The organism is Microbacterium sp. Soil_C_42, assembly GCF_057656735.1.
Map to the genome: position 1 here is coordinate 1 of NZ_JBDGJU010000036.1, position 14,251 is coordinate 14,251.

General features: G+C 66.8%; 13 protein-coding genes. 7 read left to right on the forward strand and 6 right to left on the reverse strand.

Annotated features, from left to right (window positions below; all coding sequences use genetic code 11):
* Positions 1-513 precede the first annotated feature (513 nt).
* From rsmG to rpmH, 6 genes are read right to left on the reverse strand one after another with little or no spacing between them, the layout of a single operon-like run.
* Positions 514-1,137, reverse strand: coding sequence for a 16S rRNA (guanine(527)-N(7))-methyltransferase RsmG (gene rsmG, locus AC3A46_RS16265; protein WP_487666136.1), 624 nt, complete (start codon positions 1,135-1,137; stop codon positions 514-516).
* Between the two features lie 49 nt (positions 1,138-1,186).
* Positions 1,187-1,705, reverse strand: coding sequence for a Jag family protein (locus AC3A46_RS16270; RefSeq protein ID WP_487666137.1), 519 nt, complete (start codon positions 1,703-1,705; stop codon positions 1,187-1,189).
* 36 nt (positions 1,706-1,741) lie between these two features.
* A complete protein-coding gene (gene yidC / locus AC3A46_RS16275) occupies positions 1,742-2,893 on the reverse strand; it encodes a membrane protein insertase YidC (protein WP_487666138.1) in 1,152 nt (383 codons plus the stop codon).
* An 8-nt stretch (positions 2,894-2,901) separates the two neighbouring features.
* Positions 2,902-3,258 carry a membrane protein insertion efficiency factor YidD gene (yidD, locus tag AC3A46_RS16280; RefSeq protein ID WP_045301961.1) on the reverse strand — a complete coding sequence of 119 codons (357 nt, stop codon included), beginning with the start codon at positions 3,256-3,258 and terminating at the stop codon, positions 2,902-2,904.
* Complete coding sequence (rnpA, locus tag AC3A46_RS16285) at positions 3,255-3,590, reverse strand: ribonuclease P protein component (RefSeq protein WP_487666139.1); 336 nt, start codon at positions 3,588-3,590, stop codon at positions 3,255-3,257. The genes yidD and rnpA overlap by 4 nt, the downstream gene beginning before the upstream one ends.
* 8 nt (positions 3,591-3,598) lie before the next feature.
* A complete protein-coding gene (gene rpmH / locus AC3A46_RS16290) occupies positions 3,599-3,736 on the reverse strand; it encodes a 50S ribosomal protein L34 (RefSeq protein WP_005054680.1) in 138 nt (45 codons plus the stop codon).
* Positions 3,737-4,045: 309 nt separating this feature from the next.
* Between rpmH and dnaA the strand changes: the two genes are divergently transcribed.
* The 7 genes from dnaA (at position 4,046) to AC3A46_RS16325 (ending at position 14,210) form a co-directional block, all read left to right on the forward strand.
* Positions 4,046-5,497: a chromosomal replication initiator protein DnaA gene (gene dnaA / locus AC3A46_RS16295; RefSeq protein WP_487666140.1), complete on the forward strand. Its 1,452-nt coding sequence runs from the start codon at positions 4,046-4,048 to the stop codon at positions 5,495-5,497.
* Between the two features lie 480 nt (positions 5,498-5,977).
* The gene (dnaN, locus tag AC3A46_RS16300) at positions 5,978-7,132 is read left to right on the forward strand and encodes a DNA polymerase III subunit beta (RefSeq protein ID WP_487666141.1); all 1,155 of its coding nucleotides are present in this window, start codon (positions 5,978-5,980) and stop codon (positions 7,130-7,132) included.
* 37 nt (positions 7,133-7,169) lie between these two features.
* Complete coding sequence (gene recF, locus AC3A46_RS16305; protein WP_487666142.1) at positions 7,170-8,384, forward strand: DNA replication/repair protein RecF; 1,215 nt, start codon at positions 7,170-7,172, stop codon at positions 8,382-8,384.
* Positions 8,377-8,898 (forward strand): DciA family protein, encoded by a 522-nt coding sequence (locus tag AC3A46_RS16310; RefSeq protein WP_487666143.1) that lies wholly within the window; start codon positions 8,377-8,379, stop codon positions 8,896-8,898. The genes recF and AC3A46_RS16310 overlap by 8 nt, the downstream gene beginning before the upstream one ends.
* A 121-nt stretch (positions 8,899-9,019) precedes the next feature.
* A complete protein-coding gene (gene gyrB, locus AC3A46_RS16315; RefSeq protein WP_487666144.1) occupies positions 9,020-11,062 on the forward strand; it encodes a DNA topoisomerase (ATP-hydrolyzing) subunit B in 2,043 nt (680 codons plus the stop codon).
* Positions 11,063-11,163: 101 nt separating this feature from the next.
* Positions 11,164-13,809, forward strand: a complete 2,646-nt coding sequence (gyrA, locus tag AC3A46_RS16320; RefSeq protein WP_487666145.1) for a DNA gyrase subunit A — start codon at positions 11,164-11,166, stop codon at positions 13,807-13,809.
* The gene (locus AC3A46_RS16325) at positions 13,806-14,210 is read left to right on the forward strand and encodes a DUF3566 domain-containing protein (RefSeq protein WP_045301979.1); all 405 of its coding nucleotides are present in this window, start codon (positions 13,806-13,808) and stop codon (positions 14,208-14,210) included. The genes gyrA and AC3A46_RS16325 overlap by 4 nt, the downstream gene beginning before the upstream one ends.
* Positions 14,211-14,251: the final 41 nt, after the last annotated feature.

A 14,251-nucleotide genomic window follows, 5' to 3' on the forward strand; every position in this document is an offset into this window, starting at 1 on the left:
GGAACTGACCGCGGCATAATCAAACAAGCTGACCCGCACGGTGTCGAGAAACTCCACCAACAAGCGGGACGTCACCCACGGTGGATCGGGTCAACCTGTGGTGATCCCACGCTCCCGCATCCTCGACACCGTGGTCGACGCTCTGATTTGGAGGCGCGCTTGAGGTCCCAGGCGTGCGACTGCACTCCGCGGTCTGCCGCATGTCGGTGGAATGCGCGGGATGCGCCCAATCCCACGGTTCGGTCCGTTGTGGTTCAGGGGAGCCGCAGTCATACCCGATAACCAAGCCGTTCCACGTGAAACATCCGCGCTAGGTCGGTCCTAGACCGACACCTCCCACATCAGGCCACGATTCGTATACGAGGCACCTGAGATCTTTCGCGACGCGCAGCACACGTCTGGGCGCTCCCGCCCGCAACTCATCGACCGGAGAATCGGCGCCAAGCAGGGGAATCACCGTGCCCAGACCAGCCACCGAACCTGGCCGACAGCCGAGCCTGCGGAGATCAGCCGTCAGCGTACGGTTGCTCGGATCACCCGCGACGGTTCAGGAAGCAGACCCTCGCCGACGATCTCGACGCGCGGGTTCGTCACCTTGAACTTGCGGAGCTGCTTCTCGGCGGCCTCGATCTCGTTCGCGGCGCTCGTCCCCTTGAGGAGGATGAGCTCACCCCCGTCGCGCACCAGGGGAGCGGTGATCGGCACCAGCGTGCGCAGAGCGCTCACAGCACGAGCGGTGACGGCATCCAGTGAAGGACCACGCTTCCAATCCTCGGCCCGAGCGCGCAGCACCTCGACATTGTCGAGCTCGAGCGCCTCCGCCTGCTCCGACAGCCACGCGACCCGGCGCTCCATCGGCTCGATCAGGACCCACTCGACGTCGGGACGCGCGATCGCAAGCACGAGCCCGGGCAGGCCGGCGCCCGACCCCACGTCACCGACGCGGCCGGAGAACAGGGGAGCGATGACCGCGCTGTTCAGGATGTGGCGCGACCAGAGGCGCGGCGGTTCCAGTGGACCGATCAGCCCGCGCTCTTCGCCGTGCTGTCCGAGGGCTTCGGCGAACTTCCGCGCGACGTCGATGCGGTCGCCGAAGATCTCTGCGGCGGCCGGGGGTTCCTGCTCGATCTCGATCATCGATTCTTCGACAAAGCTCAGCACGACTGTTTCACGTGAAACGCGCGACTCAGCCGCGACGGATCACGGTGTGACGGTCGGCGCCCTCACCGTAGGACTCGGAGACGAAGCCGCGCTCCGCGACGATGTCGTGGATGACCTTGCGCTCGTAGCTCGACATCGCCGGCAACGACGCCTGCGAGGCGCCGTCATCCAGTCGGGCGATCGCGCGGTCGACGAGAGCGGTCAACTCGTTCTGCCGAGCGTCGCGCGAGCCGCCGATGTCGAGGATCAGGCGCGAGAAGCGACCGGTGCGGTTCTGCACCGCGATGCGCGTCAGCTCCTGGAGCGCCTGAACCGTGTCGGGTGCTGCGATCAGGTCGACCGATCCGCCGGCCGGCGCTTCGACCGATACGTACGCGCGGCCCGCGCGCACATCGAGATCGAGGTCGCCGTCGATGTCGGCGATGTCGAGCAGACCCTCGATGAAGTCGGCGGCGACATCGCCTTCTTCCTCGAGCTGGGCGACGGTCGCGGGGACCCGCTCTTCGCGCGTGTCGACAGGGGCGTAATCAGGGGACGTGGTCATGGCGTGATCCTCGTGTGTGACGTTCGGTCTGGAGCTTCAGGAAGTGGGGCCGCTGCCGGGCTTGCCCGGGTCGGTCCCACCGGACACCTGGCCGCCCTGCTTCTGCCCGGTCCCGGGCTGCTTCTGACCCTGCTTCTTCGCGCGCTGCTTGCCCACGGGCTGCTGACGCTTCGGCGCCGCTGCCTTCGCACGCTCGGCCTCTTCATAGAGACGCTGCTGCTCGGCGACGTACTTGTCCATCGGCACGACCTTGCCCGAGGCGTCGATCGCCTTGCCCTTCTTCGCCAGACGCTCCTCGCGCGCCTTCGCGGCGTCCGAGCCGGGCGTCGGCATCTCGCGGATGACGAGGAACTGCTGACCCATCGTCCACAGGTTCGACACGAACCAGTAGATGACGACGCCGAGCGGGAAGAAGACACCCGAGAAGATGAAGCCCAGCGGCAGGATGTACAGCATGATCTTCTGCATCTGGTACGCCTGGCCGGTCTTGGCCTCGGGGGAGAGATTCTTCGAGATGATCTGCAGCTGCGTGAAGAACTGCGATGCGATCATCAGCACGACCAGCACGACGAGGATGATGATCGCCGGGGTGTTGCCCGTGTTGACAGCGTCGATCAGCGTCTCGTGCAGCGAAGCGACGCCGAACAGCTTCGCGTTGTAGAACTCCTGAGTCAGCTCCGCATTGAGAAGGCCCACACCGCCGATCCCGGCTGTGGCGTGCTTGGTGACGTCGTTGAGCACGCTGAAGAGCGCGAAGAAGACGGGCATCTGCACGAGCAGCGGCAGGCAGCTCGAGACCGGCGTGGTGCCGTGCTTCTTGTACAGCGCCATCGTCTCGCGGCTCATGGCCTCGCGAGAGAGCTGATCCTTCTTGCCCTTGTACTTCTCCTGAACTTTCCGCAGTTCAGGAGCGATTTCCATCATCTTGCGCTGGCTCTTGATCTGCCGAACGAAGAGCGGGATCATCGCCGAGCGCACGACGATGACCAGACCCACGATCGCCAGCACCCACGTGATGCCGTCGGCCGCCGGAAGCCCGATCGCGGTGAAGAGCCAGTGCCAGAAGACGAGCACCGCCTCGACCGCCCACTTGAGCGGCCACAGGATGATCCCGAAGAGATCGAATCCGCCGTTCGTCGCCGGAGCGGACGGCGACGGCGTCGAGGCGAGGGCTGACAAGAGATCCATGCGGAGGATCAGTCCTTTCCGGTGGGGGCGGGCACGACGAACCCGTGGCGGGTCAGCGCGTGCCGGAAGTTCTTGCGGGGCGGCACGTCGTCGACGCCGCCGACTGCCCAGGGGTGGCAGCGTGCGATGCGCGCGGCAGTCAGAGCCGAACCGACGACGGCGCCGTGCTGCTGCACCGCGCCGACGGCGTACGCCGAGCACGATGGGTAGTACTTGCAGACGTCGCCGTAGGTGTGCGAGATCGTGGCGCGGTAGCCGTGCAGCAGCGCAAGCAGCGCGTTGCGGGGGAGCAGAGGGATGCTGCGCAGAGAATCGGATGCCGCGAACTCGGCGTCTCCGAACGCGTAGGCGGGAAGAACGCTCATGCGGCCCTCCGTGCGAGGCACTTCACGACGTCGCTGCGCAGATCATCGAAGGACGCGGATGCCGCACTGGGCAGTGCGCGGATCACGACGTCGCTGCCGGGCGCGATCGAGTCGATGGACTCGAAGCACAGCGCCTTGAGCCGGCGACGGACGGTGTTGCGCACGACTGCGCCACCGACCTGCTTGCTCACGATGAAGCCGAACCGCGCCGGACCATCGGTCACGACGCGGTTCACGTAGGTGATGGTGTGCGCTCCGGCACACCGACGACCCCGACGGACAACGGCCTTGTACTCCGATCCGCGGGTGAGTCGGTGCGGCCTCGCGAGCACCGCTCGGCTCAGGCCGAGAGCTCGGTGCGCCCCTTGGCGCGGCGAGCCGACAGGATCGAACGGCCGGCGCGCGTGCGCATGCGGGCGCGGAAGCCGTGCTTCTTGGCGCGGCGACGGTTGTTGGGCTGGAAGGTGCGCTTGCTCATGGGAACTACTTCCGATCAGGTGTCACCGGGACGCTCGAGACCGGGGACGTGTGTACAGGGGCGACTGCCACGAGGGCATAAGTCAACCGATTAAGGCTACGTCGAGTTGCCCGAGAACTCAAACCGAGCGCAGAACGTGTCATTATGCACCGGCGAAGGGATCGACCCTGGCACCGACACGCAGGCCGGTTCTACAGTGGAGTTTGCTCACGCGACGCCTCCTGACTAGCGTGGCTCCGGCAGTTATCCACAGGCCTGCACCGACATTTCCGCGGCCTCCGGTGGAATCATCAACAACCCGGGGGGGCCATGACACCGCACGAAGTTCCAGATGTACCGGTCTGGACGGCCGTTCTGGACGAACTCGTGCGAGACGATCGCATCACCCCGCAGCTGCACGGCTTCATCAGCCTGGCCGTTCCGCAGGGAGTGATGGGCGGGACACTCTATCTCGACGTCCCCAACGATCTGACCGCGGCGCAGTTCACCAAGCGCATGCGTGCGCCGATCCTCGAGGCGCTCACACGCGTCGGCCAGGACGTCCCGGACCCCGCGTCGAACTTCCGCGTCGTCGTGAACCCGGATCTCGCCGACGTGCACCTCACCGCACCGATCCCGGTGCAGTCGACAGCGGCGCCGATCGCGTCGCCCGTCGGACTGCAGTCCGGGCCGCCGGTCGGACGCCCGCCGCTCGACGAGCCGGGGGACACAGCATCCGTCTCGCGCAGCGATACGCGACTGAACCCGAAGTACACGTTCGACAACTTCGTCATCGGGCAGTCCAACCGCTTCGCCCATGCCGCGGCGGTCGCGGTCGCCGAGGCGCCGGCCAAGGCGTACAACCCGCTCTTCATCTACGGCGACTCCGGTCTGGGCAAGACCCACCTCCTCCACGCGATCGGCGACTATGCGCTGAGCCTCTACGCCGGCATTCGCGTGCGGTATGTGTCGAGCGAGGAGTTCACCAACGACTTCATCAACTCGATCGCCAACAACCGAGGCTCGGCGTTCCAGGCGCGCTACCGGGATGTCGACATCCTCCTGATCGACGACATCCAGTTCCTGCAGGGCCGCGCCGAGACGCAGGAAGCCTTCTTCCACACGTTCAATCAGCTGCACGATCACGACAAGCAGGTCGTGATCACGAGCGACGTGCCCCCGAAGCACCTCACCGGCTTCGAGGACCGCATGCGCAGCCGGTTCGAATGGGGCCTCATCACCGATGTGCAGGCCCCCGACCTCGAGACGCGCATCGCGATCCTCCGCAAGAAGGCGCAGTCCGAGCGACTCCACATCCCCGACGAGGTCATGGAGTACATCGCGACCGTCGTGTCGAGCAACATCCGCGAGCTCGAGGGCGCACTCATCCGCGTCTCGGCGTTCGCGAGCCTCAACCGCTCGACGCTCGACATGTCGCTCGCCCAGACGGTGCTGCGCGACATCGTCGACCAAGACGACGCCAACGTCATCTCACCGACCGACATCATCACGGCGACCGCGGCCTACTTCAAGCTCACCGTCGACGACCTCTATGGGTCGAGCCGCTCGCAGTCCGTCGCCACAGCCCGTCAGATCGCGATGTATCTGTGTCGCGAGCGCACGAGCCTGTCTCTGCCCAAGATCGGGCAGCTGTTCGGCAACCGCGACCACACGACCGTGATGTACGCGTACAAGAAGATCAGCGAGCTCATGAAGGAGCGTCGCTCGATCTACAACCAGGTGACCGAGATCACCGCTCAGCTCGGCCGCAACGGTCGCTGACCCGTCCTTCACACCCTTCGAGGGGCCAGTGCGTCACGACGCGCCGGCCCCTCGTCGCATATGCCCGAAGAAGTTCTTGACACGCGCGGGGAGCAGGGCCAAAATTCCGGTTCTGCACAGTGTGGAAAACCTGTGGATAACTCTCCCAAGCTGCGGAAACTGCTGTGAAGGAGCGGGGGAGACCTGTGGATGGATTGCGGACTCCACAGGTTTTGTCATTCGTCTTTCCGATCGCTCTCCGGAGCGTCTCCACAACTCACACGAGTGTGGTTTCCATCTCCCGACTGGCAACGCGGCAGTTGTCCACAGTTTCCACAGCCGTTAACACCATGACAAGAAATCTTTGTGATGAAACCCGTCCGATCACCTTTGCGGTGGACAAGCCCCGAGACGCGAAGGCGGACTGGCAATCTCCGAGGCTGGCACTAGCATGAGAACCCCGAGCCCGCAGTCGAAGGGCCCGCTGCAGAGGGAGCGTTCGTGAAGTTCCACGTCAATCGCGATGTGTTCAGCGAAGCCGTATCATTCGTCGTCAAGCTCCTGCCGCAGCGCAACCCTCAGCCGATCCTCGCGGGCGTGCTGATCGAGGCATCCGAAGAAGGCCTCTCGCTCGCCGCGTTCGACTACGAAGCGTCGGCGCGCACCACGATCGAGGCGACCGTCGACGAGCCGGGCACGATCCTCGTCCACGGCCGTCTGCTCTCCGACATCGCCAGCCGCCTGCCGAACGCACCGATCCAGATCGAGGTCGACGAAGACGGCGGGATCCTGCTCACCTGCGGATCCGCGCGCTTCACCCTCGCCTCGATGCCGGTGCAGGAGTACCCTGCGATCCCCGAGGTGACCGGCGACTCCGGTCTCGTGCCCTCCGAGGACTTCGCCACCGCGATCGCGCAGGTCGCGTTCGCCGCGTCGCGCGACGACGTCACCCCCGTCCTCACCGGCGTGCAGCTCGAGGTCTCGGGAACGAGCCTCAGCCTCGTCGCCACCGACCGCTACCGCGTCGCACTCCGGGAAATCCCGTGGGACGGTGGCACCACCGCGAGCGACGAGTCGACGACCGCACTCGTGCCGGCGCGCACCCTGACCGAGGTCGGCAAGACGTTCGCGCACGGCGGCGACATCTCGATTGCCTTCTCCGGGTCGGGCGACCGCGAGATCATCGCCTTCACCGCCGGCAACAAGACCGTGACGTCGCTCCTCATCAAGGGCAACTTCCCGCCGGTTCGGCGCCTGTTCCCCGAGCAGACCGAGCACCACGCGGTCGTCAACACGGCCGAGCTCGCCGAGGCCGTGCGCCGTGTGTCGCTCGTCCTGGACCGTTCCGCCCCGCTGCGGTTCACCTTCACGGCCGACAGCGTGTCGATGGATGCCTCGGGCACCGAGCAGGCTCGCGCCACCGAGTCCGTCGACGCGACGCTGCTCGGCGGCGACGAAGTCACCCTGGGTCTGAACCCCCAGTACCTGCTCGAGTCGCTCGGCGCCGTGAAGAGCGAGTTCGTGCGCATCACGTTCACCTCGAGCGAGAACGCGAACAAGCTGAGTCCCGTTCTGATCACGCCGCAGACCTCGGTCGACCGCGCCGGCTCGGACTCGTTCCGCTACCTGCTGCAGCCCAACCTGCTGCTTCGCTGATCAGCCCGTCGTCGGAGCACGTCATTAGGCTTGTCCGGTGATCGTGGAGCACCTGAGTCTCGTCGACTTCCGCAACTACGCGGCCGCCGACGTCGAGCTCGGGCCCGGTCCGAACGTGTTCGTCGGCCGCAACGGGCAGGGCAAGACGAATCTCGCCGAGGCGATCGGCTTCTTCGCGACTCTGGGTTCGCATCGGGTGTCGAACGACGCGCCCATGGTGCGTGACGGGGCGGATGCGGCGATCATCCGCGCGCGACTGGCCCACGGCGAGCGTCGCGTGCAGCTCGAGGCGCAGGTGAACCGGCAGGGTTCCAACAAGGCGCGCGTGAACGGCGCTGCGGTGAAGCCGGCGGAGCTTCCCCGCTACGCGCAGGTCGTGCTCTTCGCGCCGGAAGACCTCCAGATCGTGCGCGGCGACCCGTCCGCGCGCCGCCGGTTCGCCGACCAGCTCCTGGTGCAGCAGGCTCCCCGCATGGCCGGCGTGATCGCCGACTACGACCGCGTGCTCAAGCAGCGCACCGCCCTGCTGAAGTCGGCGAAGGCGCGCGGCATCCGCGGCGACGCGCTCTCGACCCTCGATGTGTGGGACGAGAAGCTCGTCTCGCTCGGCACCCAGCTCATCGCGGCGCGCCTCGCCCTCGCGACCGACCTCGCGACCCCGCTCGCCGCCGCCTACACCGCCATCGCCGGGGCCGACCACAACCCGGAGATCGAGTGGGCGCTCTCGGTCGCCGGCGCCGACACCGGTGAAGACGGCGACAGCGGGTCCGGCTCACCCGCTTCGCCTGGCCCCACCGCGGATGGCGGACGGACGGATGCCTCGACGACCCGCATCGCCGAGCTCTTCCGTCAGGCGCTCGCGGCGAAGCGCACATCCGAGCTCGAGCGCGGGCTCACGCTGGTGGGGCCGCACCGCGACGATCTGCTGCTGCGGATCCGCGGTCTTCCCGTGAAGGGGTACGCATCGCACGGCGAGTCGTGGTCGGTCGCGCTCTCGCTCCGGCTGGCGTCGGCGGAGCTGCTGCGCGCGGAATCGCGCCTCGGAGACCCGGTGCTGATCCTCGACGACGTCTTCGCCGAGCTCGACACCGACCGCCGCGCACGCCTGGCGCACCTCGCGGCCGACTACGAGCAGGTCGTGGTCACCGCCGCGGTCGAGGGAGATGTCCCCGGCGAGCTGCGCGCTCGGATGGTGCGTGTCGAGGCCGGCCGCATCGTGGGTCCCGTCGAGGCGGAGGCGGCCGATGCCTGATCCCGGTGAAGAGCAGAAGCCCGCACCCCTCGACCGCACCGCCGTTCCGGAGACGATCGCGACGTACCTGCGCCTGCGCGGACTCGAGCCCTCAGCCCGGTCGTACCGCAAGCGCCGCCGGCGCACCGCGGACGACGACAACATCCCATTCGCGCCGGGGCGCGACCCTCGCGGCGTCGGCGATGTGCTCGCGGATCTGACCCGTGAGGCCGGGTGGGACCCTCAGCTGGCGCGGGAGGACGTCGTCCGGGCATGGGATCAGGTGGCCGGCGAGGACACCGCGAAGCGCACCCGGCCGGTCGCGTTCTCGGACGGGACCCTCACCATCCAGGCAGACTCGACGGCGTGGGCGAAGCAGCTCCAGCTGATGCGCGCGCAGATCCTCTCGGAGATCGTCCGCAGGTACCCGGAGGCCGGGGTGAACGCGGTCCGCTTCATCGGGCCGGACGTCCCCTCCTGGAAATGGGGTCCCAGAACGATTCCAGGGCGCGGTCCGCGCGATACCTACGGATAAGCCACGTCGGGAGGCATCCAGGCGATTTTCATCCCCTTACAGGGGCGCAGAGCGCTGTGATCGGGCCGTTACCCGATAGACTGTGAGGGCCCGTGTCGAAGGATTTGGAGCCCTCGCGAAGATGACGTCTGACAACCCCGATAACGTTTCCGAGGAACCCGAAAAGCCCGCTCCGGCTCCCAACGGAACTCCCGGCGACTACGGGGCAGACGCCATCCAGGTGCTCGAGGGCCTCGAGGCCGTCCGCAAGCGCCCCGGCATGTACATCGGCTCGACCGGTGAGCGCGGCCTCCACCACCTCGTGTACGAGATCGTCGACAACTCCGTCGATGAGGCCCTCGCCGGCTACTGCGACACGATCAACGTCACGATCCTGCCCGACGGCGGCATCCGCTGCGTCGACAACGGCCGCGGAATCCCCGTCGACATCCACCGCACCGAGGGCAAGTCGACCGTCGAGGTCGTTCTGACCGTGCTCCACGCCGGCGGAAAGTTCGGCGGCGGCGGGTATGCGGTGTCGGGTGGTCTCCACGGTGTCGGTTCGTCGGTCGTGAATGCGCTGTCGACGCGCCTCGAGGTCGAGGTGAAGCGCCAGGGGCACGTCTGGCGCCAGTCCTACCGCGACGGCGGGCAGCCGCAGGCACCGCTCGCGAAGGGCGAGCCGACCGAAGAGACCGGAACGATCATCCAGTTCTGGCCCGACGACACCATCTTCGAGTCGGTGAACTTCGACTACGACACGCTGCGCACGCGGTTCCAGCAGACGGCGTTCCTCAACAAGGGCCTGCGCATCACGCTGTCCGACGAGCGCCCCTCCTCGACCTACGTCACGGATGCCGAGGGCGGAGGCTCCGAGGAGCGTCAGCCGTTCGACGACTTCCACTACGAGCGGGGCCTCGTCGACTACGTCGAGTACCTCAACAAGGTGCGTCACGCCGACGTCGTGAACGAGGAGATCATCGAGATCGAGTCGGAGGACACGGTCCGCCACATCTCGCTCGAACTCGCGATGCAGTGGACCTCGAGCTACACCGAGAACGTCTTCACCTTCGCGAACACCATCAACACGCACGAGGGCGGCACGCACGAGGAAGGCTTCCGTGCGGCGCTGACCACGCGCATCAACACCTACGCGCGCGACAAGAACCTCCTCAAGGAGAAGGACGACAACCTCACCGGCGACGACATCCGCGAGGGCCTCACCGCCGTGATCTCGGTCAAGCTCTCCGAGCCGCAGTTCGAGGGACAGACCAAGACCAAGCTCGGCAACACCGAGGCCAAGGCGTTCGTGCAGAAGGTCGTCGGCGACCAGCTCGCCGACTGGCTCGACCGCAACCCGGTGCAGGCGAAGCGCGTCATCACGAAGGCGATCGACGCCGCGACCGCGCGCATGGCGGCTCGCAAGGCGCGCGAGACCGCACGCCGCAAGAGCGTCTTCGAGTCGGCGGCGATGCCCGACAAGCTGAAGGACTGCACCAGCAAGGACCCCTCGATCAGCGAGATCTTCCTCGTCGAGGGGGACTCGGCCGGCGGCTCCGCGGTGCAGGGCCGCGACCCGCACACGCAGGCGATCCTGGCGCTGCGCGGCAAGATCCTGAACGTCGAGCGCGCTCGCCTCGACAAGGCGCTCGGCAACCGCGAGGTCCAGGCGATGATCCAGGCCTTCGGCACGGGCATCGGCGAGGACTTCGATATCGACAAGGCCCGCTATCACAAGATCGTGCTGATGGCGGATGCCGACGTCGACGGCCAGCACATCACCACGCTGCTGCTCACCATGCTGTTCCGCTACATGCGCGGGCTCATCGAGGCGGGCTTCGTGTACCTCGCGATGCCGCCGCTCTACCGCCTGAAGTGGACCAACTCCGCGCACGAGTACGTCTACTCCGACAAGGAGCGCGACGCGCTGCTCGCCGACGGGCTCGCGAACGGCAAGCGGATCCCCAAGGAGGGCATCCAGCGTTACAAGGGTCTCGGCGAGATGAACGCCAAGGAGCTGTGGGAGACCACGATGGACCACTCCACCCGCACGCTCCGCCAGGTGACCATCGACGACGCGGCCGCCGCGGACGAGATCTTCTCGGTGCTGATGGGCGAGGACGTCGAGTCGCGCCGCACATTCATCCAGCGCAATGCCAAGGACGTCCGCTTCCTCGATATATAAGAACAGGCGAGCGAAGCGAGCTACCCCGGTCGTTGAGCGAGCGAAGCGAGTCGAAACGTCGCAGGCCGACCTCAGAAACGTAACGAAGAATCGAAGAAGACATGGCAGAAGACGAACGTCCCGACGTGAATGCCGAGCACGACCACGGCCGCATCGACCAGGTGGACCTGCAGCTCGAGATGCAGCGCAGCTACCTGGATTATGCGATGGCCGTCATCATCGGCCGCGCGCTCCCCGACGTGCGCGACGGCCTGAAGCCGGTGCACCGCCGCGTGATCTACGGCATGTACGACGGCGGGTTCCGCCCCGACAAGTCGTTCTCGAAGTGCGCGCGCGTCGTCGGCGAGGTCATGGGTCAGTACCACCCGCACGGTGACACCGCGATCTACGACGCCCTCGTCCGTCTCGTGCAGCCGTGGTCGCTGCGCTACCCGCTCGCGCAGGGGCAGGGCAACTTCGGCTCGCCCGGCAACATGGGCGCCGCCGCCCCGCGGTACACCGAGACCAAGATGGCTCAGCTCGCGCTCGAGATGGTGCGCGACATCGAGGAAGAGACCGTCGACTTCCACGACAACTACGACGGTCAGACCCAGGAGCCGTCGGTGCTGCCGGCGCGCTTCCCGAACCTGCTCGTCAACGGTTCCGTCGGCATCGCGGTAGGCATGGCGACCAACATCCCGCCGCACAACCTCCGCGAGGTCTCTGCCGGCGCGCTCTGGGCGCTCGAGCACCCGGAGGCATCGCGCGAAGATCTGCTCGAGGCCCTGATGGAGCGCATTCCCGGTCCGGACTTCCCGACCGGCGCGCAGATCCTCGGCACCAAGGGCATCCGCGAGGCCTACCGCACCGGCCGCGGCTCGATCACGATGCGCGCCGTCGTCGCGATCGAAGAGATCCAGGGCCGCACCTGCCTCGTCATCACCGAACTGCCGTACCAGGTGAATCCCGACAACCTCGCGGTCAAGATCGGCGACCTCGCGCGCGACGGCAAGATCACCGGCATCGCCGACATCCGCGATGAGACGTCGGACCGCACCGGTCAGCGTCTGGTCGTGGTGCTGAAGCGGGATGCCGTCGCCAAGGTCGTGCTGAACAACCTGTACAAGCACACTCAGCTGCAGGAGAACTTCGGCGCCAACATGCTCGCGATCGTCGACAACGTGCCGCGCACGCTGTCGCTCGATGGTTTCGTCACGCTGTGGCTCGAGCACCAGATCGACGTCATCGTCCGCCGCACCAGCTACCGCCTGCGCAAGGCCGAAGAGCGCATGCACATCCTGCGCGGCTACCTGAAGGCGCTCGACGCGCTCGATGAGGTCATCGCCCTCATCCGGCGCTCGCCCAACGCGCAGGAGGCGAACGAGGGTCTGCAGAAGCTCCTCGACGTCGACGAGGCGCAGGCCGACGCGATCCTTCAGCTGCAGCTGCGCCGTCTCGCGGCCCTCGAGCGGCAGAAGATCATCGACGAGGCCGCCGAGCTCGAACTGCAGATCGCCGACTACCGCGAGATCCTTGCCACGCCGCAGCGTCAGCGCGACATCATCCGCGAGGAGCTCACGGCGATCGTCGACAAGTTCGGCGACGAGCGCCGCACGCACATCCTCCACGGATTCGACGGCGACATGTCGATGGAAGACCTGATCCCCGAAGAGGAGATGGTCATCTCGGTCACGCGCGCCGGCTACATCAAGCGCACGCGCAGCGACAACTACCGTCAGCAGCACCGCGGCGGCAAGGGCGTCAAGGGTGCGCAGCTGCGTGCCGACGACGTGGTCGAGCACTTCTTCGTCACCACCACGCACCACTGGCTGCTGTTCTTCACGAACAAGGGCCGCGTCTACCGCGCGAAGGCGTACGAGGTGCCGGAGGCCGGGCGCGATGCCAAGGGCCAGCACGTCGCGAACCTTCTCGCGCTGCAGCCCGATGAAGAGATCGCCCAGATCCTCGACATCCGCGACTACTCGGTCGCGACCTACCTGGTGCTCGCGACCCGCAGCGGCCTCGTCAAGAAGACGCGTCTGACCGAGTACGACACCAACCGCCAGGGCGGCATCATCGCGATCAAGCTCCGTGGGCAGGCGGCCGAGGAGGGCGACGAGGCCGAGGCCGGCCCTGACGACGAGGTCGTCAGCGCGCTGCTGGTCGACGAGGGCGACGACATCCTCCTCATCAGCCGCCACGGCATGTCGCTGCGCTTCTCGGCGACCGATTCGGCGCTGCGCCCGATGGGTCGCTCGACGTCCGGTGTGAAGGGAATGGACTTCCGCGCGGGCGACAGCCTGCTGTCGGCGTCCGTCGCAGCCGACGACGGGTACGTCTTCGTCGTGACCGAAGGCGGCTACGCGAAGCGCACCGCGGTCGATCAGTACCGCGTGCAGAACCGCGGCGGACTGGGCATCAAGGTGGCCAAGCTGAGCGAGGATCGCGGCGATCTCGCGGGTGGACTCATCGTCTCCGAGGACGACGAGGTCTTGGTGGTTCTTGCCAGCGGCAAGGTGGTACGCTCTGCCGTGGCCGAGGTCCCCGCCAAGGGCAGAGACACGATGGGTGTCGTGTTCGCCCGCTCAGGCGACGACGATCGCATCCTCGCGATCGCGCGCAACGGCGAACGAGGCCTCGCAGAAGAATCCGAGGACGCATCCACCGACGGAGCTGAGGCAGCACCGTCACCCGAGACCCCCCCGTCGAACGACACCCTCGAATCGGATGCCTCTCCCCAGACCCCCGAAGAGAGCACTGACGCATGAGCACGGTAGCCGACAAGCTCGCCAAGAAGTCGAGTCACAAGACCAGCGCCAAGCAGGTTCGCCTGCGTCTGGTGTACGTGGACTTCTGGTCCGCGGTGAAGCTGTCCTTCCTCGCCGCGATCGCCATCGCGGTCGTGACGGTGGTGGCGTTCGTGATGGTCTTCCTGGTGGTGCAGACCACCGGGCTGATCGCCAAGGCCGACGAGTTCTTCTCGAGCTTCTCCGACGGCAGCATCCTGCTGTCGCAGTTCGTGAGCTTCCCGCAGGTCCTGGCGTTCTCGGCCGTCGTCGCCATCCTGAACCTCGTGGTCGTGACGGTGCTCGGCGCCGTGATCGCGGGTATCTACAACCTCGCGGTCAAGGTGACGGGCGGCCTGCTGGTCGGCTTCACCTCCAACTGACGCAACTGCCGCAGCGCCGGCATCCGTGGATTCGATCCCGG